At 69.1% G+C, this 20,685-nt stretch carries 22 protein-coding genes and 1 pseudogene; 12 read left to right on the top strand and 11 right to left on the bottom strand.

What is annotated here, in order from left to right; all coding sequences use genetic code 11:
* A pseudogene (locus FN829_RS16290) lies at positions 1-151 on the bottom strand (IS5/IS1182 family transposase); the annotation flags it as partial.
* Between the two features lie 385 nt (positions 152-536).
* A complete protein-coding gene (locus FN829_RS14600) occupies positions 537-2,228 on the bottom strand; it encodes a Na+/H+ antiporter NhaC family protein (protein WP_142987678.1) in 1,692 nt (563 codons plus the stop codon).
* Positions 2,229-2,389: 161 nt separating this feature from the next.
* On the opposite strand from FN829_RS14600, the gene asd reads away from it, so the two are divergent.
* The gene (gene asd / locus FN829_RS14605) at positions 2,390-3,433 is read left to right on the top strand and encodes an aspartate-semialdehyde dehydrogenase (RefSeq protein ID WP_142987679.1); all 1,044 of its coding nucleotides are present in this window, start codon (positions 2,390-2,392) and stop codon (positions 3,431-3,433) included.
* A 27-nt stretch (positions 3,434-3,460) separates the two neighbouring features.
* Here asd and FN829_RS14610 read toward each other — a convergent pair whose 3' ends face one another.
* Complete coding sequence (locus FN829_RS14610; protein ID WP_142987680.1) at positions 3,461-5,446, bottom strand: 3-hydroxyacyl-CoA dehydrogenase/enoyl-CoA hydratase family protein; 1,986 nt, start codon at positions 5,444-5,446, stop codon at positions 3,461-3,463.
* Positions 5,447-5,617: 171 nt separating this feature from the next.
* Here FN829_RS14610 and FN829_RS14615 point away from each other — a divergent pair, with 171 nt between their 5' ends.
* The gene (locus tag FN829_RS14615) at positions 5,618-6,208 is read left to right on the top strand and encodes a DNA-3-methyladenine glycosylase family protein (protein ID WP_142987681.1); all 591 of its coding nucleotides are present in this window, start codon (positions 5,618-5,620) and stop codon (positions 6,206-6,208) included.
* Between the two features lie 24 nt (positions 6,209-6,232).
* Here the strand turns inward: FN829_RS14615 and FN829_RS14620 are convergent, their stop codons facing one another.
* A complete protein-coding gene (locus FN829_RS14620) occupies positions 6,233-6,649 on the bottom strand; it encodes a Rieske (2Fe-2S) protein (RefSeq protein ID WP_142987682.1) in 417 nt (138 codons plus the stop codon).
* A gap of 9 nt (positions 6,650-6,658) precedes the next feature.
* Positions 6,659-8,011, bottom strand: coding sequence for a putative ATP-dependent zinc protease (locus FN829_RS14625; RefSeq protein WP_185955781.1), 1,353 nt, complete (start codon positions 8,009-8,011; stop codon positions 6,659-6,661).
* A gap of 134 nt (positions 8,012-8,145) precedes the next feature.
* Between FN829_RS14625 and FN829_RS14630 the strand changes: the two genes are divergently transcribed.
* Entirely contained in the window at positions 8,146-9,171 is a 1,026-nt protein-coding gene (locus FN829_RS14630; RefSeq protein ID WP_142987683.1) for a succinylglutamate desuccinylase/aspartoacylase family protein, read from the top strand.
* Positions 9,172-9,306: 135 nt separating this feature from the next.
* Complete coding sequence (locus FN829_RS14635; RefSeq protein WP_142987684.1) at positions 9,307-10,026, top strand: hypothetical protein; 720 nt, start codon at positions 9,307-9,309, stop codon at positions 10,024-10,026.
* A 40-nt stretch (positions 10,027-10,066) separates the two neighbouring features.
* Here the strand turns inward: FN829_RS14635 and FN829_RS14640 are convergent, their stop codons facing one another.
* Positions 10,067-10,543 (bottom strand): hypothetical protein, encoded by a 477-nt coding sequence (locus tag FN829_RS14640; protein WP_142987685.1) that lies wholly within the window; start codon positions 10,541-10,543, stop codon positions 10,067-10,069.
* A 133-nt stretch (positions 10,544-10,676) separates the two neighbouring features.
* Between FN829_RS14640 and FN829_RS14645 the strand changes: the two genes are divergently transcribed.
* Positions 10,677-11,528 carry a TatD family hydrolase gene (locus FN829_RS14645; protein ID WP_142987686.1) on the top strand — a complete coding sequence of 284 codons (852 nt, stop codon included), beginning with the start codon at positions 10,677-10,679 and terminating at the stop codon, positions 11,526-11,528.
* A 94-nt stretch (positions 11,529-11,622) separates the two neighbouring features.
* On the top strand, positions 11,623-11,874 hold the full coding sequence (locus FN829_RS14650) for a hypothetical protein (protein ID WP_142987687.1): 252 nt from the start codon (positions 11,623-11,625) through the stop codon (positions 11,872-11,874).
* A gap of 56 nt (positions 11,875-11,930) precedes the next feature.
* Here the strand turns inward: FN829_RS14650 and speB are convergent, their stop codons facing one another.
* The 4 genes from speB to FN829_RS14670 all read right to left on the bottom strand — a co-directional run bounded on the left by speB (position 11,931) and on the right by FN829_RS14670 (position 14,704).
* The gene (gene speB / locus FN829_RS14655) at positions 11,931-12,755 is read right to left on the bottom strand and encodes an agmatinase (RefSeq protein WP_142987688.1); all 825 of its coding nucleotides are present in this window, start codon (positions 12,753-12,755) and stop codon (positions 11,931-11,933) included.
* A gap of 4 nt (positions 12,756-12,759) precedes the next feature.
* Positions 12,760-13,137, bottom strand: a complete 378-nt coding sequence (locus FN829_RS14660; protein WP_094532605.1) for a translation initiation factor IF-5A — start codon at positions 13,135-13,137, stop codon at positions 12,760-12,762.
* 127 nt (positions 13,138-13,264) lie between these two features.
* The gene (locus tag FN829_RS14665; protein ID WP_142987689.1) at positions 13,265-13,534 is read right to left on the bottom strand and encodes a hypothetical protein; all 270 of its coding nucleotides are present in this window, start codon (positions 13,532-13,534) and stop codon (positions 13,265-13,267) included.
* On the bottom strand, positions 13,535-14,704 hold the full coding sequence (locus FN829_RS14670) for an aminotransferase class I/II-fold pyridoxal phosphate-dependent enzyme (protein ID WP_142987690.1): 1,170 nt from the start codon (positions 14,702-14,704) through the stop codon (positions 13,535-13,537).
* 150 nt (positions 14,705-14,854) lie between these two features.
* Here FN829_RS14670 and thyA point away from each other — a divergent pair, with 150 nt between their 5' ends.
* The 5 genes from thyA (at position 14,855) to FN829_RS14695 (ending at position 19,168) form a co-directional block, all read left to right on the top strand.
* A complete protein-coding gene (gene thyA / locus FN829_RS14675; protein WP_142987691.1) occupies positions 14,855-15,883 on the top strand; it encodes a thymidylate synthase in 1,029 nt (342 codons plus the stop codon).
* A complete protein-coding gene (locus FN829_RS14680; RefSeq protein ID WP_142987692.1) occupies positions 15,883-16,431 on the top strand; it encodes a dihydrofolate reductase in 549 nt (182 codons plus the stop codon). The genes thyA and FN829_RS14680 overlap by 1 nt, the downstream gene beginning before the upstream one ends.
* Before the next feature lie 66 nt (positions 16,432-16,497).
* Entirely contained in the window at positions 16,498-17,325 is an 828-nt protein-coding gene (locus tag FN829_RS14685; RefSeq protein WP_142987693.1) for a competence/damage-inducible protein A, read from the top strand.
* A 74-nt stretch (positions 17,326-17,399) separates the two neighbouring features.
* A complete protein-coding gene (locus FN829_RS14690; protein WP_142987694.1) occupies positions 17,400-18,197 on the top strand; it encodes an archaeal proteasome endopeptidase complex subunit alpha in 798 nt (265 codons plus the stop codon).
* Between the two features lie 80 nt (positions 18,198-18,277).
* Positions 18,278-19,168 (top strand): MOSC domain-containing protein, encoded by an 891-nt coding sequence (locus FN829_RS14695; protein WP_142987695.1) that lies wholly within the window; start codon positions 18,278-18,280, stop codon positions 19,166-19,168.
* Between the two features lie 74 nt (positions 19,169-19,242).
* On the opposite strand, the gene FN829_RS14700 is transcribed toward FN829_RS14695, so the two are convergent.
* Positions 19,243-19,812 carry a CinA family protein gene (locus FN829_RS14700; protein WP_142987696.1) on the bottom strand — a complete coding sequence of 190 codons (570 nt, stop codon included), beginning with the start codon at positions 19,810-19,812 and terminating at the stop codon, positions 19,243-19,245.
* A gap of 80 nt (positions 19,813-19,892) precedes the next feature.
* Between FN829_RS14700 and FN829_RS14705 the strand changes: the two genes are divergently transcribed.
* Entirely contained in the window at positions 19,893-20,552 is a 660-nt protein-coding gene (locus FN829_RS14705) for a class I SAM-dependent methyltransferase (RefSeq protein ID WP_142987697.1), read from the top strand.
* The last annotated feature ends 133 nt before the right edge of the window (positions 20,553-20,685 follow it).

The following is a 20,685-nucleotide window of genomic DNA, read 5'->3' on the forward strand; positions in this document are numbered from 1 at the left end:
CCATGTGAACCCGTAAAAAGTGGAGCGTGACATGCTTCCAGCCGGGAAATCCGTGGCCAGTCGGATCACTCACCGCCGTTGGACTGGCGGCACAGCGCTTTTGAGCCAGCGACGCGGCTTGCTTAACGAAGCGGAAGAGGAGTTTGGACACATTCGGCTCTTCCGCTTCGCTTCCACCTTCAGAGCGATGCTATCCTGCTGCCTTCTGCGGATTCAACAGAGCACACTAGTGGGAATTTGAATTACGCCGGGTGTTGGCCGCGTAACTCAAACCGTACACCATCCTGAGACGGAGTACAATCGAAGGTGTACGCCCGCAACACTAACGACCGGTCTCATCTCCGGCGGCGTGCCGCGTCGACCGGGAAACCCTCGTGGCGGGCGGTCGCCTGCGCGGCGACGGGCGGGTCGCTTCCGCGACCGGATGTCACGTGCCTGGGTTCTCCGCGCGGTCATCGCTCCCAGCCGGGAGTACTCGGGCGGGGACTGAGGGCACGCGATAGAGGGTATTCACCGGGGTCGTTTAAACCGTCCGCTCAGTCGTCGAGTTCGGCCTCCGCGACGTTCGTGGACTGGTCGTCGACCCGTGTCTCCTCGACCTGCGGCTCCTCGACCGACACGGGCTCGATCCCGCGGCGGCGCGCGTCGGCCTCGGAGAGCAGGTACACGAGCGCGGCGAGGAGCGCGGCACCGACCGGGAGCAGGAGAAGCGGCGTGATACGGGTGTACCCCCAGACCACGAGCAGGAGGGCGACGACGACCGCGACGGTGACGGCGTAGTAGATCTGCGTCCGGACGTGGTCTATCAGATCGGAACCGGTGAACGTCGCCGAGAGGACGGTGGTGTCGGAGATCGGCGAGCTGTGGTCGCCGAAGATGGCACCGGAGAAGATGACGCCCACCATCGCGGCCACGAGGGTGTGACCCGCCGCACCGCCGCCGGTGATCTCCCACGCGATCGGGATCGCGATGGGAGTGACGATCCCCATCGTACCCCACGAAGTGCCCGTGGAGAAGGCGATGACGCCGGCGACGACGAACACGAGAGCCGGCAACAGCGCGGGCGAGACGGCGTCGCCTACGATCCCCGCGACGTAGGTACCGGTGCCGAGCGCGTCGATCGCCTCGCCGATCCCCCACGCGAGGACGAGGATCGAGACCGCGGTGAGCATGATCCCGAACCCGTCCAGCGCGTACTCGGTCGCGTCGCCGATCCCGAAGACGCCGTACGCCTTCCCGAGAACGAACCCGCTCGCGACCATCGCGAACGAGCCGATGGTGAGCGCGACCTCGTAGGAGGCGCCGAGCGCTGCGTCCCAGAGTCGTCCGCCCGCGGCGGCGAGGTCGCTCGCGAGGAGGTCCCCGAGGAATCCTCCGGGCGAGAGACCGCCGGACCACAACGCGGTCGCGATCGTCACGACGATCAGCGTCGCCACGGGAAGGAAGAACGAGGCGAGCCGGGGCGTCGACGCGGGCGGTTGGCCGAGCTCGCCGGCGACGTCCTGCATCGGCACCGCTCCGTCACGCGTGACCTTCCCGGTCGTCCACGATCGGTGTTCGGCCGCGAGCATCTCGCCGTAGTCGCGTCCCGAGCCGACGATCACGAGGACCATCACGATCGCGAGGATCGCGTACATGTTGAACGGGATGGAGGAGACGAACACCTCGAAGACGCCGGGTCGGTTCGCGGCGTCGACGCCGGCGGCGTCGTACCCCTCGGCGATGAGCGAGAGCTGGAAGGCGACCCACGAGGAGATGCCGAGCGTCGCGACGGGCGCTGCGGTGGAGTCGACGACGTACGAGAGCTTCTCCCGGGAGATCCGGAGACGGTCCGAGATGTCCTTCATCGCGGAGCCGACGATGGCGGTGTTGGCGTAGTCGTCGAAGAAGAGGACGATGCCGAGTCCCCACGCCGCGAGCCCGGCCTTTCGCTGGCTGTCGAGTCTGGTGAGCGCCCAGTCGTGGACCGCAGCGGTGCCGCCGAGGTTCCACACCATGGCGACCCCGGAGCCGAGAAGCAGCGTGAACACGATGATCGTCGCGTGGAACTCGTCGGAGACTGCGGCGACGATCCACTCAAACGTCCGCACGATCCCGAGCCCACCGGTGACGAGTACCGCGCCGGACCAGATGCCGAGGAAGAGCGATAGCGCCGCCTTGCGGGTGACCACCGCGAGGACGATCGCGAGCACCGGAGGGACGATCGAGAGGGTTCCGAAGTCGGTCATTGTCGCGGTACCGCTCCTGACATAGATAAGTATACTCCGACTACTCGGATGGACGCTCGCCGATCCGGGCGGTTACGGTGTCGGTGGTGGCGCAATTCGGAGCGCAGCGGGGTCGTCGCGTATCCGAACGCACTTACGTCCCTGTGACTGACTCACGCGCAATGTCTGTACGAGTCGGTATCCTCGGTGCGACCGGTGCGGTCGGTCAGCGATTCATCCAGCTGCTCGAGAGCCACCCCACCTTCGAACTGGCGGCGGTCACGGCCAGCCCGTCGAGCGCGGGCCTGAGCTATCGCGAGGCTGCGAAGTGGCGCGTGGACACCCCGATCCCCGACGACGTCGCCGAGATGGAGGTCGTCGCGACCGAGCCGGACGCGATCGCCGACGCCGACGTCGATCTGCTCTTCTCCTCGCTTCCCTCGGACGTCGCCGCCGAGGTCGAGCCGCCGTTCCTCGAGGCGGGGTACGTCGTCTCTTCGAACTCCTCGAACGATCGGATGGCGGCGGACGTTCCTCTGACGATCCCCGAGATCAATCCGGAGCACCTCGGGCTGATCGACGTCCAGCGCGACGAGCGCGGGTGGGACGGCGCGTTGGTGAAGAACCCGAACTGCTCGACGATCACGATGGTTCCCACGCTCGCGGCGCTCGACGAGTTTGGACTCGAGACGGTCCACGTCTCCACGCTCCAGGCGGTCTCGGGCGCGGGCTACTCCGGCGTCACGTCGATGGAGATTCTCGACAACGCCATCCCGCACATCGGCGGCGAGGAGGACAAGATGGAGACCGAGTCGCGCAAGCTCCTCGGTTCGTTCGACGGCGCGGAGCTGGACCTCCACGACGCCGACGTGGCCGCCTCCTGTAACCGGATCCCGACGCTCGACGGCCACCTCGAGAACGTGTTCGCCGAACTGACCGACGATCCCGACCCGGCGGCGGTCCGCGAGGCCATGCGCGCGTTCGAGAGCGCGGACCTCCCGAGCTCGCCCGATCCGCTCATCAAGGTGTTCGGTCCCGACGAGCCGGACCGCCCGCAACCTCGGCTCGACCGGACGTACGCCGACGGGATGGGCATCGTCGCCGGCGGCGTCGAGGCGACGACCAACGGGATCCAGTACAACTGCCTCGCACACAACACGATCCGCGGCGCGGCCGGCGCGTCGATCCTGAACGGCGAGCTGCTCGTCGAGGAAGGCTACGTCTAGGGGGCGCGTCCGTCGTTCCCCGCTCGGTCACTTCCCCTCGAACTCCGGCTCCTCGTCGCTCATGAACGCCGTGATCCCCTCCATGAGGTCGTCGGTGTTCATCGCGTGGCCGAACGCCTGCGATTCGGCCTCGAGGCCGGCCTCGCCATCGTCCCGCCCGGCGTGGATGACCCGTTTGGTGTACTTCTGGGCGACCGGCGGGCCGGCGGCGAGCTCCTCCGCGAGTTCCCACGCGCGGTCGATCAGCGCGTCGTTCTCGACGACCTCGTTGACGAAGCCGTACTCGTACATCGTCTCGGCGTCGTAGCGGTCGGCGGTGAAGATGATCTCCTTCGCGCGCCCCTCGCCGACGATCCGTGCGAGCCGCTGGGTCCCGCCCCATCCCGGGATCAGCCCGAGGTCGTGCTCGGGCTGGCCGAGCTCGGAGCGCTCGGAGGCGACGCGGAGGTCGGCCGCGGTCGCGAGCTCCATCCCGCCGCCGAGACAGTAGCCGTCGATCCCGGCGACGACGGGCTTGTCCGACGCCTCCAGTTTCCCGAAGGTCCGCTGTCCCGTCCGGGAGAGCTCGACGCCCTCGAGGGGGTCCACGCCGCTCGCGGCCATGCTCTGGAAGTCGGCCCCCGCCGAGAAGGCCCGGTCGCCCGCGCCGGTCACCAGGATCGCCCGCACCTCGTCGTCGGCGTCGAGCCGGTCGATCGCCGACTCGAACTCCGCGAGCAGCTCGTGGCTTATCGTGTTCATCCGATGGGGGCGGTCGATCTCGACGTGGCCGATCCGCTCCTCGACGGTGACGGAGAGCGTGTCGTAGTCGGCGAGCGGATCGTCGTCTCCCCCGCCCGCCGCTCCGTCGCTCCCGTGGAACCCGCCCGCGTCGGCGGCCTCGCGCAGGGAGTCGGTCGCCCGATACCGTTCCTCGTCGGTCTCCTCGTGGAGGTCGTCGAGAGTCTCAACGAGCACGTCGAGTCCCTCGTCGTCGGCGAGTTTCGCCGGACCGTCCGGGAAACCGGCTCCGAGTTGCATGGCCCGGTCTATCGCCTCGGCGTCGGCCACGTCGTTCCCGATCAGTCCCGCGACCTCGTTGGCCATCACGGCGAGCAGCCGCCGTCGAACGTCCTCGTCTCCCTCGCCAGTGGGGATCTCGGCCCCGCCGTCCTCGTAGTCGTAAAAGCCCGAGCCGGTCTTCTTTCCGAGGGTCTCGTTCTCGACCTTCTCGGAGAGCAGCGGGCAGGGGCGGTACGCCTCGCCGAGCATCTCGTGCATGTACTCGAGGACGTGGTATCCCACGTCGATCCCGACCTGATCCGCGAGTTCGAACGACCCCATCGGGAGGCCCACGTCGTACTTCGTCGTGGAGTCGACGGTCTCGATCGTCGCGTCGCCGGACTCGACGATCCACGCCGCCTCGTTCATCAGCGGAACGAGCACGCGGTTGACGATGAACCCCGGGCTGTCCTTGCGGACGCGCACGGGCGTCTTGCCCATCTCCTCGGCGAGCCCCTCGATCAGCTCGAGGGTCTCCTCGTCGGTGTGGGCGCCGGAGATGACCTCGACGAGCTGCATCCTGACCGGCGGGTTGAAAAAGTGCATTCCACAGAAGCGCTCGGGCCGGTCCGTGACCTCCGAGAGTTCCGTGATCGAGAGGCTGGAGGTGTTCGTGACGAAGACGGCTTCCTCGGGGGCGTGTTCGACCACCTCGTCGTACACGTCCTTCTTGATCGCCATCTTCTCCGGGACGACCTCGATCACGATGTCGGCGTCGGCGAGCGCGTCCCCGAGGTCGACGAACGTCTCGACGCGGTCGAGCGCCGCGTCTGCCTCCTCGTCGTCGATGCGGTCCTTCTCGGCGAGCTTGCCGAGCGACCACTCGATCTGCTCGTAGCCGTCCCGAACGAACGCCTCCTCGATGTCGCGGAGCGCCACGTCGTAGCCGGCGAGCGCGGCGACCTCGGCGATGCCGTGTCCCATGTTCCCGGCTCCGAGTACCGCCACCCGCTGAACGTCTTCGAGTCGCATACGGGAGGGTTGCGAGCGGCGGGGTTCAACGTTTTCATTTCCCAAACGAGAAACGCAGGGTAAGTTTATTGTGTGCGCCGACGGCCACCCCGACGACTCCGTCGTACTCCCGTTTTCGATCCTCGCCCCGACCGGAAACGTACACGTGTCTCCGCGCCCAACGCCGGAGCGATGGACGACCGAATCGCGGCGACCCTGCGCGAGGACCCGACGATGGCGACGCTCGTCGACCGTCACGGGTGGCTCCCCGTCGAGCCCGCCGCCGACGAGTTCGCACGCCTCTGTACCTCGATCGTGAACCAACAGCTCTCGACCGCCTCCGCGGCGGCCATCCACGAGCGGTTCCTCTCGTTTCTCGGCGGCGATCCGACTCCCGATCGCGTCCTCGCGGCCGACGAGTCGTCCCTGCGCGAGGCCGGACTCAGCGGTACGAAAGTCGACTACCTGCGGAACGCCGCCGCGGCCTTCCGCGACGGAGACTTCACGCGGTCGGGGCTGGCGGACGCGAGCGACGACGCGGTCGTCGAGGCGCTCACCGAGATCCGCGGCGTCGGCGAGTGGACCGCCCGGATGTACCTCATCTTCGCGCTCGGGCGCGAGGACGTGCTGCCGCTCGGCGATCTCGCGGTGCGAAAGGGACTGGAACGGGTGTACAACGACGGCGACGACCTCTCGCGGGCGGAGATGCGCGATATCGCCGAGGCCTGGCGGCCCTACCGGAGCTACGGGACGCGGTACGTCTGGGCGGAGTACGAGTCCTGAGCGCGGGCGACTCGGATCCCCGATTCAAAACGAGACGTGCGACGTCGATCCCGGCCCGTCCTCGTCCTCGATCCCTCCCTCACGGAGGAACGCGTAGCGGTCGTCGGCCAGGTGGACCGCGCCGTCCTCGACCGCGAGGTCGACGCCGGGAAGCGTCGTCCCCGCCGCCGGGCCGTCGTCGCACTCGCCGGAGCAGGCGTCGAAGTGCGACCCGTGCCGCGGACAGACGATCGCGTCGTCCCGCACCGCCGCGCCGTCGCCAGTGTCGAGCCGCTGGCTCTCGTGCGGGCAGGTGTTGATCCACGCGCGCACCCCCGGATCCTCGTCACAGCTGACGAGGATCAGCTCCGTCTCGTTCGCGAACGGGTCCTCCGCGGTGAACCGGTACGACCCGTTCTCGGGGACCGCCTCGAGGTCGACGATCCGCGTCTCCTCCGACATCGACTTCCGCTACTCCTCTTCGAGGATCTCTCCCGACTCGCCGCGCTCCGCCTCGTCGGTGTCCGCGCGCTTGCGGACGTTGACCCGGTAGTCCGTGAGGATGTCCCGGCCGAGAAGCAGCGGGTACTCCATGTGTCCGCGGTCCTCGACGCTCGCGGTGACGGTGTGTTGGTTGCCGCCGATGCCGATCACGAGGTCGACGACGGGGCGGGCCTTCCCGCCCTTCACGCTGCCGGATTTCACCCGCGTCATGCTCTTTATCGGCCCCGCGCCGATCTCCGCGGCGAGCGAGGTGTCGATACTGGTTCGGGTCGCGCCGGTGTCGGACTTCGCGAACGCCTGGATCGACCCGGAGGTGCCGGTTGCGACGACCTCCTCGATGTACCCGATGACGGGCTGTTCCGATGGACGTGTCTTCGGCTTCGGCGCACACGAGGGACGTGAGTCGTCAAGCGTGCCCGCGATCCGTTCTACGTCGTCGTCGTCGACCTCGCCGTCGACCGTCTCGATCGCGAGCTTGGCGATGTACGGCGCGGGGCTGGTTCCGGTCGCCTCGAAGAGGCCCTTGAATCCCGCCGTCGGGTTGACCTCGAGGACGTACCAGCCGTCGTAGCCCTCAACGAGGTCGACGCCGGCGTAGTCGAGGCCCATCACTTCGGCGGCGTACAGCGCCGTGTCGGCGGCCTCGTCGGGCATGTCGTCGGTGGCGTCCTCGACCGCGCCGCCGAGCGCGACGTTGGTCCGCCAGTCGCCCTCGGGCGCGTAGCGGTACATCGAGCCGACGATCTCGTCGCCGACGATGTACACCCGCAGGTCCCGGTGCTTCTCGTCGTCGCGGTCGATGAGCTGCTGGAGGAACGCCTGCCGGTTGCCCACCTTCGGGTTCACCCGCTCCGTGAGATCGACCTTCCAGGTGCCCCCGCCGTGAGTGCCGATCGCCGTCTTGTACACGCCCACGTCGCCGAAGCGCTCGCGGTCCTCGTTGAGTCGGTCGTTCGAGAGCGCGAGGAGCGCGTCGGGAACGCGGATGTTCCAGTCGGCGAGCGTCGCCGCGGTGGCGAACTTGTGGATCGACGTGAGCACCGTGTTCGGCTCGTTCAACATCGGCCGGATCCGCTCGAAGGTCGCCGCGAGTCCGAGCAGCTCCGCGGGCTGGTCGGTGTTCGATAGGAGCAAGCGGTTCGCGATGACGTCGACGGCGGGTTCCACCGACACGTCTCCGTCCTCGACGCTTATCGCGGCGTTCTCCTCGCGGAGCCACACCGGCTCGTGACCGAGGTCCTCGACTGCGTTACAGATCGCCTTCGTCTCCTTGCTGTTGTGTAACGACAACACCCCAACCCGTACCGGGTCCGTAGTCATACGGGTGAGTGCGACGGCCGGGATGAAAACTGGTCCGATCGTTTCACATGCCTGAGAGCTGTCTGACACGTCGCTCCGTCGACTCCGTCACCGCGTGCGTCACGTATATACCCGGCCCCCGGTTCGCGTGTGACATGGGAAACGACCGGGCGTTCACGTACAACGGCGGCGCGGTCCCGCCCGGCGAGACGCAGAACATCCGTTACGGCATAAGCGAGACGTACCTCGGCGACCCCGTCCGCATCCCGGTTACCATCGTCAACGGCGAGCGCGACGGCCCGACCTGCTTCCTCACGGCGGCCGCTCACGGCGACGAGCTCAACGGGATCGAGGTCGTACGAGAGGTCGCCCACGAGTGGGACCTCTCCGACCTCCGTGGAACGCTGGTCTGTCTGCCCGTGTTGAACGTTCCCGGCTTCCTGGCCCAACAGCGGTACCTCCCCGTCTACGACCGGGACCTGAACCGGTCGTTCCCCGGGAAACCGGGCTCCACGAGCTCGAAGCGGATGGCCCACCGGATCTACGCGAACTTCATCGAGCCGTGCGACTTCGGGATCGACTTTCACACCTCGACGCGGGGGCGCACGAACATGCTTCACGCCCGCGGCGACATGACCGACGAGGGGGTGTACCGCCTCGCGATGGCGTTCGGATCGAGCGTGATCATCGACAGCGACGGTCCGAGCGGGACCCTCCGCGGGGAGGCGACCGCCGATGGCATCCCGACGATCACGGTCGAGATGGGTGAGGCACACCGGTTCCAGCGCCGGCTCATCGACGACGCGCTCGCGGGCGTCCGGTCGGCGTTCGCGGAGTACGGAATGCTCGAGACCGAGTCGGTCCGCTGGCCCGGCTGGCGCACGATCGTCGCGGGATCCGGCGAGAAGACGTGGCTCCGGGCGGACTCCGGCGGGATCGTCGACACCCACTACGAGAGCGGGTCGCTGGTTCAGGAGGGCGAGCGGATCGCGACGATCACCAACCCGTTCAAGGAGGACGCGGTCGGCGTGAAAGCGCCCTTCACCGGACTGCTGATCGGCGTCCTCGAGAACCCCGTCGTCTACCCCGGAAACCCGCTCTGTCACCTGGTCGAGGTCGACGAGTCGACCGAGCGCGTCCTCGAGTCCGAGACTACGGTCTCCGGGACCGGATCGCGCTGACCGTCGAGATCGTCGGTCGCCCGCTCACCCGACCCGGCCGGTCCCGGCGAAACGATCGGTATTACCCGCTGGGCCTCGAAGGGACACGCGAAACGTAATGACCGGACCCATCGAACGGCTCGGAGGGGGGAAACGGTGAACCCCAACCGGGTCGATTTCGTCGTCGATCTGGCGTACGGGCTCATGATATTCGTCGCCGTCGTCCTCTTCTCGGTCGTCGGCAACCAGGTCGGGATCGCCTTCGGGCTCGGCGTGCTCATCTCGTACGCCATCCACGTCTTCTGGAAGATGGCCCGGTTCGACCCCGAGTGGATGACTCAGGAGGTCACGGAGAACGTCGAGGAGACGCTGAAGACCGAGGTCGACGCAGTGATCGAGCGCCTCGAGGAGGTGAACGACCGCGTCGACCGTCGCCCCCGCGCCGACGAGGTCGAGGAGGCGGTCGACGAGAGCGTCGGAAAGGTCTCGGAGGACGTCGAGAAGACCGTCGAGGAGAAGGTCGGCGAGGTGACGAAGGACGTCGAGGAGACCGTCGAGAAGGTGTCGGAGGACGTCGAGAAGACGGTCGAAGAGACGGTCGGTGAGACGGTCGAGAAGACGGTGGGCGAGACCGTCGAGAAGACCGTCGAAGAGCAGGTCGGCGAGACGGTGGAAGGGGCCGTCGAGGAGACGGTGGAGGAAACGGTGGAAGGAACCGTGGAGGAGACCGTCGAGAAAACCGTGGAAGAGACGGTCGAGGAGACGGTGGGCGACACCGTCGAAGAGACCGTCGACAAGCGGATCGAGGAGGTCGTCGACGAGGACGCCGTCGAGGACGAGAGTGGCACCGGGTCGGACGACGACGAAGCAAAGTAAGACGGCGCGGTGGCGGCGGTACCGGCCCTTTCGTCCCCGTTCAGCTCCGCTCGCGAGCCACGACCGCGACCGCCGCGACGACCGAGAGGAACCCGGCGAGGAACCCGACCGGCTGAACCAACAGCCGCTGGAGGACGACCCCGCCCGGCTCGCGTTCGACCGACCGAGTCCAGAACTCGTAGTGCGTCCCGTCGTGAGCGACGACGATCAACCCGTCCCCGAGCGTGGGCCCCGACGGGTACGAGAGCGAATCGACTCGCTCGGACGGGTCTTCCACCGTGAATCCGCCGTCGGGCGACTCGCGGGCCCGATCGAAAGCGTCGCGCGCGGCCGCCTCGAGGTCGTCGCGGTCGACCACGTCGGCCTCGTCGTAGGGCTGCGTTTCGGGGCCGACCGGTTGGACCGCGTGGGCGTACGCGGTCGTCGGCTCCGCGACCGGGACGGGGAGGTACAGCGGGTTCGCCATCAGTAGCCCGCCGAGCGCGAGGAGGACCACGACGGTGACGTGCCGGGACATGGGATCGCTATCGCCGGGACGCGACAAGAGGGTTTCCGCCCGGAGAGCGGTCGGCGTCGCTGTCGCAGTCGGCCGGCCTCCGCGATGGAGCCCGCACGGAACGCCTATCCGATCCGGGGACGCGATCCGAGACATGACCGACGACCTCGACACGCCGGTGCTCGACAACCACCTCCATCTCGACCCGCGGCACGGCCGCGGCATCGACGCAGTCGACGACTTCGCCCGCCTCGGGGGGACCCACCTCCTCGTCGTCAACAAGCCCTCGTGGCTCCTCGGCGTCGACGTCGAGGAGCCGGCGGACTTCCAGGCGGTCTTCGAGGAGACGATCGACGCCGTCGACGCCGCGACCGATGCCCTGCCCGGCCGCGCGTGGCCCGTCCTCGGCGTTCACCCCGGGCTCGTGAACCGACTCGTCGACGACCGCGGCTTCTCGCCGGAGGAGGCGCGCGATCTGATGTGCGGCGGGATCGACGTGGCGAGCGAGTTCGTCGATGCCGGCCGCGCGCTGGCGCTCAAATCGGGTCGCCCCCACTACGACGTGAGCGACGCCGTGTGGGAGGCCTCGAACGCCGTGACCCGCCGCGCGTTCGAACGGGCCGCCGAGATCGGCTGCGCGGTCCAGCTCCACACGGAGGCGAGCGAGGACCTCACCGACCTCGCGGCGGTCGCCGAGTCGGTCGGGCTCGACCCGACGAACGTGGTGAAACACTACGCGGCCGGGCGGCTCGCGGGGCCGATCCCGAGCGTGATGAGCGAGAAGGACCGGCTGAAACGTGCCGCGGAGTCGGACGAACCGTTCCTGATGGAGACGGACTTCGTCGACGACCCCGACAGACCGGGGATGGTACTCGGTCCGAAGACCGTCCCGCGGCGGGTCCGGTGGATGCTCGAGTCGGGATACGAGGACGCCGTCCGCCGCGCGCACGTCGAGACGCCCGCCGCGGTGTACGGGATCGACACCGAGGCGACGCTGGAGGCGTGAGCGAGACGGACGCGAGCCGCGGCTCGGATCCGTGAACCCCGCAATCGCTGCCCGGAAACAGTAGTTATTAATCGTGTAGTTCGTATCGGGAGGTATGGCCGAGATAGCCATCGAGTACGCCTCCGGGAACCGCCTCCGTTCGGAGGCCGAGACGGCCCGACGCCTGATCGACGCCTACCTCGGAGACCGTCCCGACGTCGACGACGTGACCCTCTCGCCGTCGACGGAGTCGGTGTTCTGCGTCAGCGTCGAGGGCGACCGGATCTGGTGTACCGACCCCCGCGAGTGGATCGACTCGATGGAGGCGGTATCCGCCGCTCGCAGTCGGCTCGCCGAGGGCCACTGAACGCGGGGAACGCGCGCGAACCGCGCCGATCGACGTGTCGTTCGGTCCGTGAGGCGTCAGGCCGTCGAGCCGGCGGCGCGTGCGTGGACGAACTCTCGAAGCAGCTTCCCGCCGAGAGCCGCGGCTTGGCCGTCGTCGCGGTCGTTCACCTCGACCACGTCGAAGCCGTCCGCGTGCGGCCCCACCGCGCGCACGAGGTCCCGGACCTCTCGAGGGTGGAGTCCGAACGGCTCCATCGTCCCCGTTCCGGGCGCGAATCCCGGGTCGACCCCGTCGATATCGATCGAGAGGTACGTCGACCCGTCGGCGAACCGGCCCGGATCGAGGTCGTCGATCCACCCGCGGGCGTCCTCGGGTGCGACGACCTCGACGTCGCTCTCGGCGGCGCGGTCCCACTCCTCCGGCGAGCCGGCGCGCGCGCCGACGACCACCGCGCGGTCGACGACGTCGAGCGCGTGGCGGGTGACGCAGGCGTGGTTCCAGGGATTGCCGGCGTACTCCGCCCGGAGGTCGAGGTGTGCGTCGACGACGACGAGCGTCTCCGGCGAGACGGCCTCGACGCCGGCGTAGGTGACGGTGTGTTCCCCGCCGATCGCGAGCGGGACCGCGTCGTCGAGGACGACGCTCCGGAGTTCGGCGGCGAGATGGTCGAGGTACTCGCGCGTGTCGTCCCAGGGGGCGACGTCGCCCGCGTCGTGGACGCCGAGCGCGGAGAAGTGGCTGTCCGTCCGCTCGTCGTAGTCGTCGTAGGATCGAGAGAATCGCCGGATCCGGTCGGGTCCGAACCGGGTTCCGGGCTGGAACGTGGTCGTGGCGTCGAGGGGAGCGCCGACGACCACGTACGATGCCGCGTCGCGGTCGGCGGTCGCTCCGGGGAACATCCGACTACCCGACGACCTTGCGCTGGCCCTCGTACTCGAGGTACTCGATGGTGTCGTCCGAGGAGAAGTCCTCGCCCTCGGGGATCCGCATCGTGAACGTCTCGTAGGTGTCCAGGTCCATGACCTGCGCGTCGTCGCCGGAGACGGAGACGACCTGCCCTTGCTTCCGCTCGATGATCGGCACCCACACCTTCGCGTCGACCGGCTGCGAGAGCGAGCGCTTCTTCTCGTCGAAGACGCCCTTCCCCTCGACGCGGGCCTTGGCGCTGCCGTGTTTCCCGGGCTTGGCGGTGCTGTAGTGGTTGATCTTACAGGGCGAGCTGTCCATCATGACGTAGCTCCCCTCCTGGAGTTCTCGAACCTGCTTCTGCTCTCGCGGCATACACCGGCTTACCCCCGGCGCGGGTATAAACGGTTTGGAACGTCGCGAGTGCGTCCGGAACGCCGCGAGTACGCCCGGAACGTCGTGGCTGCGACGTGGAACATCGCGGACCGTCGATCGGGACGAACTACGGATGGAACTCGTCGTCGTACCCCCCCTCGTCGTCCTCGTCCGGCGGGACGAGGTGTCCCGTGAGGAGGTAGCTGACGACGAACAGCGCGATGAAACCCACCCCCACGGCGGCGGTCGTCCGCACCACGAACGGGAAGTCGATCCAGAGGAAGTACCGGTCCGCGACCGCGATGGCGACGATCGCGACCAGGATCGACTTCTGTTCGTCCGTCGGATCCCGGACGAGCCCGACGAGGTCGTCCTTGAGGTCGCCGGCGAGCCCCATTCAGCGGCTCCCCCCGTTCGGGACCGCGTCGTCGGCCGTCCTCCCGTCGTCGTCCGTCTCCGCGTCGCCTTCGTGCGCCTCGATGACCGCGCTCACCCGGTCGAGCCCCTCCTCGAGGGTCTCCCGCCGGTGCCCGAACCCGACGCGGAAGCGGTCCGGGAACCCGAAGAGGTCGCCCGGCGCGAGCACGACGCCCGCCTCCTCGACGACGGTCCGACAGAACTCGCGGGCGTCCGCGAACCCCTCCGGAACCGTCGGGAAGGCGTTGACGGAGGCGGGGTCGTGCCACTCCAGCCCGTGGCGGTCCACCCACGCCGCGATCCGCTCGCGGTTCTCGTCGGCCAGTTCGCGGTTCTCCGCCAAGATCCGATCCTCGCGTCGACCGAGCGCCTGCTTCGCGACGTGCTGGCCGAAGATGCTCGGCGAGATGGTGGTGTAGTCCTTCCATCGCCAGGCGCGCTCGATCACCGGCTCCGGGCCGGCGATCCAGCCGAACCGCAGCCCGGAGAGCCCGTACGCCTTCGTCAGGCTCGTGGTCGAGATCCCGTGCGCGCCGAAACTCGCCACCGGCTCCTGCGGCGACGACGCGAGCAGCCGGTACACCTCGTCACACAGCAGGTATGCGTCGTTCTCGACGGCGACGTCGTACACCTCCCGAACCCACTCCTCGACGTGGTATCGGCCGGTCGGGTTGTTCGGGTTGTTCACGACGACGACCGCTGTGTCCTCGCGGACCGCGTCCGCGACCGCGTCGGGGTCCAGCTCCCACTCCGGCGGGGAGAGTTCGACGCGGGTGACCTCGCCGAACGCCTCGGGGACCGCGTGGAGCGCCTGGTAGGTCGGCGTGACGACGACGGCGTGCGAGCCGGAGCCGACCCCGTCGTCGCCGACCGGGTCGTCCGAGCCCACGAGCGAGAGGAACGTCAGGAAGTTCGCCTCCTGTGTGCCGCAGGTGAAGAGGACCTCGTCGGCGCTGCGGCCGTACCGCTCGCCGACGCGGGCGCGGAACTCCGGGTCGCCGTTCGTCGGGATCACGTACCCCACCTCTCCGGGATCGAGGTCGAACCGGTCCGCCCTGAGCGATCGGATCCCGCTCTCGGCGAGCATGACGTCCGCCTCGTGTTCGTACTTCGCGAACCACCGTTCGAGTCCGAACGGGTCGATGGTCATGCCGCCCACTCCGGGCGGCGCGAGGTTAGTTGCTGCGGTCGGGTTAATGAGTCTCAAAGGATGTGCTTTATATTTCGCCGTGCGTGGGTTCCGACAGACCGATCGCGGCGACGCCGCGAACGTCGGGGCGACTCCCCACGACACCACACGATGCAACAGTATCTCGACCTCGTCGACGACGCGCTCTCGACGGGCACGTACAAGCCGAATCGGACCGGCGTGGACACCATCGCGACGTTCAGCGCCGGCTACACCGTCGACCTCGCGGAGGGCTTTCCCCTCCTCACGACGAAGCGGATGGACGGCTATCGCTGGAACTCGCTCATCCACGAGGTGATCTGGTACCTCTCCGGGGAGGAGCACATCGAGAACCTCCGCGAGGAGACGAAGATCTGGGACGCGTGGGCCGACGAGGAGGGCCGCCTCGACACGGCGTACGGCCGGTTCTGGCGGCGGTATCCGGTGCCGGACGACGCCGACGCGCTTCCCGGCGAGACGTGGCCCGAGGACGGCCACCGCTGGGTGACCGTCGAGGAGGACGCGGACGGCACGACGCGGCGCACCTTCGACCAGATCGCCTACGTGCTCGACACGCTCGAGGAGAACCCGAACTCCCGGCGGATGGTCGTGAACGCGTGGCACCCCGCGAACGCGACCGTCTCGACGCTGCCGCCGTGTCACTACACCTTCGTCGTCAACGTCCAGGGCGGGAAACTCAACCTCCACCTCACCCAGCGGTCCGGCGACATCGCGCTCGGCGTCCCGTTCAACGTCGCGGCGTACGCGCTGCTCGCGAACGCGATCGCACAACGGACCGGGTTCGAGGTCGGCGAGTTCGGCCACACGATCGTCGACGCGCACGCCTACTGCGGACGGGGCGACCGCGGCGCGTGGTACGACGAGAACCTCCCCGCACTCCAGGATCGGCTCGCGGACGCGGAGGGGAAGGCCGACTACCGCGACGTCAGGGCCTGGCTCGAGGACGCCGCCCCCGCGGAGGTCGACGGCGAGGAGGGGTACGACCACGTCCCCGGCCTCCTCGAACAGCTCTCGCGCGAGCCCCGCGAGCGCCCCCGGATCGAGATCGCGGACGTGCCGCTCGACGAACTGACCTACGACGACGTCGAGGTCGTCGACTACGACTGCGCCGAGGGGATCTCGTTCGCGGTCGCGGAGTGATGGCGGGGAGCGAACCCGCCGACGCGGTGGATCCCGGCCCCGGCGACGCGTCCTTCGTCCTCGTCGCGGCCGTCGCGGAGAACGGCGTCATCGGCGCGGACGGCGGGATGCCGTGGCACTACCCGGCGGACCTGGCGCACTTCAAGCGGCTGACGACGGGTCATCCCGTGGTCCTCGGACGCGTCACCTACGAGAGCATCGCCGACCGGATCGACGGCCCGCTCCCGGACCGGACGAGCGTCGTGTTGACGACGGGCGACCCGAACTTTCCCGAGGAGGTCGTCGTCGCCGGCGGCGTCGAGGAGGCGGCGGCGCGGGCGCGGGCGGCCGCGGCCGAGCGCGGCGTCGAGGATATCTACGTGATCGGCGGCGCGAGCGTCTACGAGGCGTTCCTCCCGTTCGCCGACCGGATGGTCCTCACGGAGGTGCCGGAGTCGCCCGACGGCGACACGCGCTTCCCGGCATGGGACCCCGACGACTGGGTCGAGGTCGATCGACAGCGCGAGGGCGACCTCGCGTTCGTCACCTACGAGCGGGTCGAGGAGTGAGAGACGTTCCGGACGCCTCTCCGGCGTGGAACCGCTTATGTCCCCGCCGGCCCGAACGATGATAGCATGGAAGTCGCGTTGATCACGGTCGGCGACGAGCTGCTCTCCGGCGACACGGTGAACACGAACGCCAACTGGCTCGCGGCGCGGCTGGCCGATCGGGGCGTCTCGGTGACGCGGATCCTCTCGGTTCCGGACGATCGGGAGACGATCGCCGAGCGGGTGGCGACCTACGGCGACGCCTTCGACCGAGTGATCGTCACCGGCGGGATCGGCGGGACGCCCGACGACGTGACGGTGGAGGCCGTCGCGGACGCGTTCGGTCGCGACCTCGCCGTCTCGGAGCTGGCCCGCGCCGACGTCGAGGAGCGGCTGGCCGAGATCGCGACCCGGATCCCGGACCGCGACCTCGACGTCGACGTCGATCGCGAGGCCGCGCTGCCCGAGGGGAGCCGACCGCTGTCGAACGAGGCGGGGCTCGCGCCCGGCTGCGTGCTCGAGAACGTGTACGTCCTGCCGGGGATCCCCGAGGAGTTGAAGGCGATGTTCGACTCCGTCGCGGACGAGTTCGCGGGCGAGCGCCGGTCGCGGTTCCTCTACACGGTCGAGCCCGAGGCGAACATCGTCCCCGCCCTCGAGGAGGCGATGGAGCGGTACGAGGTCACCGTCGGCTGTTATCCGGACCGAGAGGCGGGCCACAACCGGCTGAAGCTCGTCGGCACCGACGACGGGGAGCTGGCCGCCGGGAGCGAGTGGCTGCTCGGGACGATCGACGCCAGCGAGTCCCCCGTCTCGCGCGACTGGGGCGACGGCGCCTCGGCCGATGCCGGGAGTTCGGGCAGTCGGGACGATGACGCGAACGGCTCGGATCGGCACCGACCGCGTACCGGTTAAGGAGGATTTTTCAACCGTCCGGCGTAATAAAGGGTAATGAGCGAGCACGTCACCGCGCGAGCGGGTGAGAAGCGATGATGGGCGGCAACGACCAGCAGGCGTACGACCGCGGGACGTCGCTGTTCTCGCCCGACGGGCGCATCTATCAGGTCGAGTACGCCCGCGAGGCGGTCTCGCGCGGCGCGCCGAGCCTCGGCGTCCGGACGGCGGACGGGATCGTCTTCGTCGCGATGTCGCGAGCGACCTCGACGCTGATGGAGTCCGAGAGCATCGAGAAGCTCCACAAGCTCGACGACCACCTCGGCACCGCGAGCGCCGGACACGTCGCGGACGCGCGACAGCTCATCGACCTCGCGCGCCGGCAGTCGCAGGGCAACCGCCTCCGCTACGGCGAGCCGGTCGGCGTCGAGACGCTGACGAAGTTCGTCACCGACCACATCCAGGAGAACACCCAGCGCGGCGGCACCCGGCCGTACGGCGCGGCGCTGCTCATCGGCGGGATCGAGAACGGCGAGCCGCGCCTGTTCGCGGCCGACCCCTCGGGGACTCCCAACGAGTGGAAGGCGACCGTCATCGGCGGCGGGAGACAGGACATCCAGGGTGTCCTCGAGGAGGAGTGGGAGGAGGGCCTCTCGCTCGCGGAGGGGATCGAACTCGGCGTCCGCGCGCTCGCGGCCCACGAGGAGGAGTTCGTCCCCGGCGACCTCGCGGTCGCGACGGTCACGGAGGCCGAGGGCTACCGGACCGTCCCCGAAAGCGAGGTGAGCGAGGCGTTCGAGGCCGCCGGGCTCGCCGGCGACGAGGACGACGACGAGACGAGCGCTGACGACGACGGCACCGACGAAACGGACGCCGACGGCGACGGGGAATAACCCGCCGGAACTCGACGGAAGCCGACCGCGGGGACGACGGCTCACGGTCACCTTTTTGTTCGGTCCCCCGAACGGGTCGTATGACACGACTCGGCGGACTCCTCGCGTATCCGATGAAATCGCTGGACGGCGTCGCCGTCGATCGCGCTGAACTCGGTTCGCGGGGCGCGCTCCGAGGAGACCGCTCGTACGCGTTCGTCGAGGCCGGCGTCGACCCCGAAGCCGCGTCGGTCGGGAGCGGCGGCGGGTACGTGAACGGGAAGAGCGAGCCGGCGATCCAGCGGCTGCGGGCGACGTACGAACTCGCCGGTCCGACGGACGCGACGCCGACGGCGGTGACGCTGGAGCGCCCGGCGCGAGGCGACGCGGCGGCCGACGAGCGGACGTTCGCGCTGCCGAAGGAGAGGGACGCGCTGGCGGCGTGGGTCGGCGAGTACCTCGGGTACGGGGTCGACCTCGTCCGCGACCCGACGGGCGGGTTCCCGGACGACCGGGCGGCCCCCGGCCCGACGGTGATCTCGGCGGGGACGCTCGAGGCGGTCGCCTCGTGGTTCGACGGGATCGCGGACGCGACGGAGGCCCGCCGGCGGTTCAGGCCGAACGTCGTGATCGAGGACTGTCCGGCCTTCTTCGAGGACCGGCTGTTCGACGATCGCGGAACGGGGATCCGGTTCTCGATCGGCGAGGCGGATCTCGTCGGCGTCAACCCCTGTCAGCGGTGCGTCGTCCCGTCGCGACACCCGGACACCGCGGCCGAGATCGACGGATTTCGGGAGAGATTCCTCCGGAAGCGGCGGGAGACGCTGCCCGAGTGGACCGAGAGCGACCGGTTCGACCACGACTTCCGGCTGATGGTGAACACGGTCGTCCCGGAGGGGTCGTGGGGATCGGTCGTCGCGGTCGGTGATTCGGTCGAGATCGACGGCCTCGTCGACGTGGAGGAGGCGGACGACGGCGTCGTGCTCGCGTGAAAGGCTGGGTCGCGGTCGCGTAAACGGGTTGTCGCGTGAACGCGGGGTCGCGGTCACTGATAGCGTCTCCGACCTCAGTCCGCTCCGTCGATCTCGCGGATCGCCCTGACGAGTTCGGCGAGCGCGCGCTCGACGCTCGCGCGTTTCACCGCGTCGCGGTCGCCGGGAAACTCCGCGCGGACGCTCCGCACGAACGACGCTTCGGTCCCCCACGGGGCGGCGTGAGCCACGCCGACGTACACCAGCCCCACCGGCTTCTCCGCCGTCCCCCCGCCGGGACCGGCGATCCCCGTCGTCGAGACGGCCCACGTCGCGTCGGCGTGGTCTCTGGCGCCGGCGGCCATCTCGCGGGCGACCGGTCCGCTGACCGCGCCGTGTTCGTCCAGCGTCTCGCGGGCGACGCCCAACTCCTCGCGTTTGGCGTCGTACGCGTAGGTCACGTATCCCCGATCGAAGTAGGCGCTCGACCCCGGCACGTCGGTCACCGTCGACCCCACGAGTCCGCCCGTCAGCGATTCGGCGGTCGCGAGCGTGTCTCCCCGATCGGTCAACAGCTCGCCGAGGATCGCCTCCGGTGACTCGTCTCGCGTCTCCGGTGCTCGGTTCCGCGGTCGGTCGCGGTCCGTCTCTCGATCGTCGCTCATGGAGACGACTCCGACCGCGGCGTGCTTGAAACGTCCGGCACGGGGGTACCTTCATTCCTCGGGGGCGAGTAGCCGTGGACGTGAGCGACGACGCCACGTCGACCGACGACACCGGGCAGACCGAGGACGCCGAACCGACCGACTGGGACGAGCGGTTCGCGAGCGGCGAGTACCCTCGAGATCCGGAGCCGTCTCCCGTCCTGTGCTCCTACGAGCCCTCGATCCCCGACGGCCGGGCGCTCGACCTGGCGACCGGGACCGGACGGAACGCGCTGTTCCTCGCGGCGGCCGGCTACGACGTCGTGGCGCTCGACGCCTCGGCGGAGGGGCTCCGGATCGTCCGGGAGCGGGCGGCGGAGCGCGGTCTCGGAGGGCGGATCGAGACGGTCCACGCCGACGCCACCGAGTACGACTTCCCGACGGATCGATACGACCTGATCGCGGTGAGCTTCTATCACACGCTCGACCGGTTCACCGACCTGTGTGAGTCGCTTGCCGAGGGCGGCTACCTCTTCGTCGAGGGGCACCTACGATCGGCCGAGCCGACGCCGTCGGGACCGAGCACCGATCGCTACCGGTTCGGGGCGAACGAACTCCTCCGGGCGGGCCTCGGGTTGACGGTTCTCCACTACGACGAGACGACCGAGGAGCGCCCCGGCGATCGCCGACGGGCGACCGCGAGACTCCTCGCTCGCCGGTCCCACGGCACCCGTCAGTCGTACCCCGAACGCCCGGAGTGACGACCCGAACGCCCGGAGTGACGACCCGAACGCCCGGAGCGACGACGGGCGACGACCCGCCCCGTCGAACGCTATCGGAGCGCTCGAGGTCGAACTCCCATCAGTTCCCGATCATGAGCGCTGAAACGGCCGA

Source organism: Halorubrum cibi, assembly GCF_900182635.1.
In the GTDB taxonomy this organism is placed as follows: domain Archaea; phylum Halobacteriota; class Halobacteria; order Halobacteriales; family Haloferacaceae; genus Halorubrum; species Halorubrum cibi.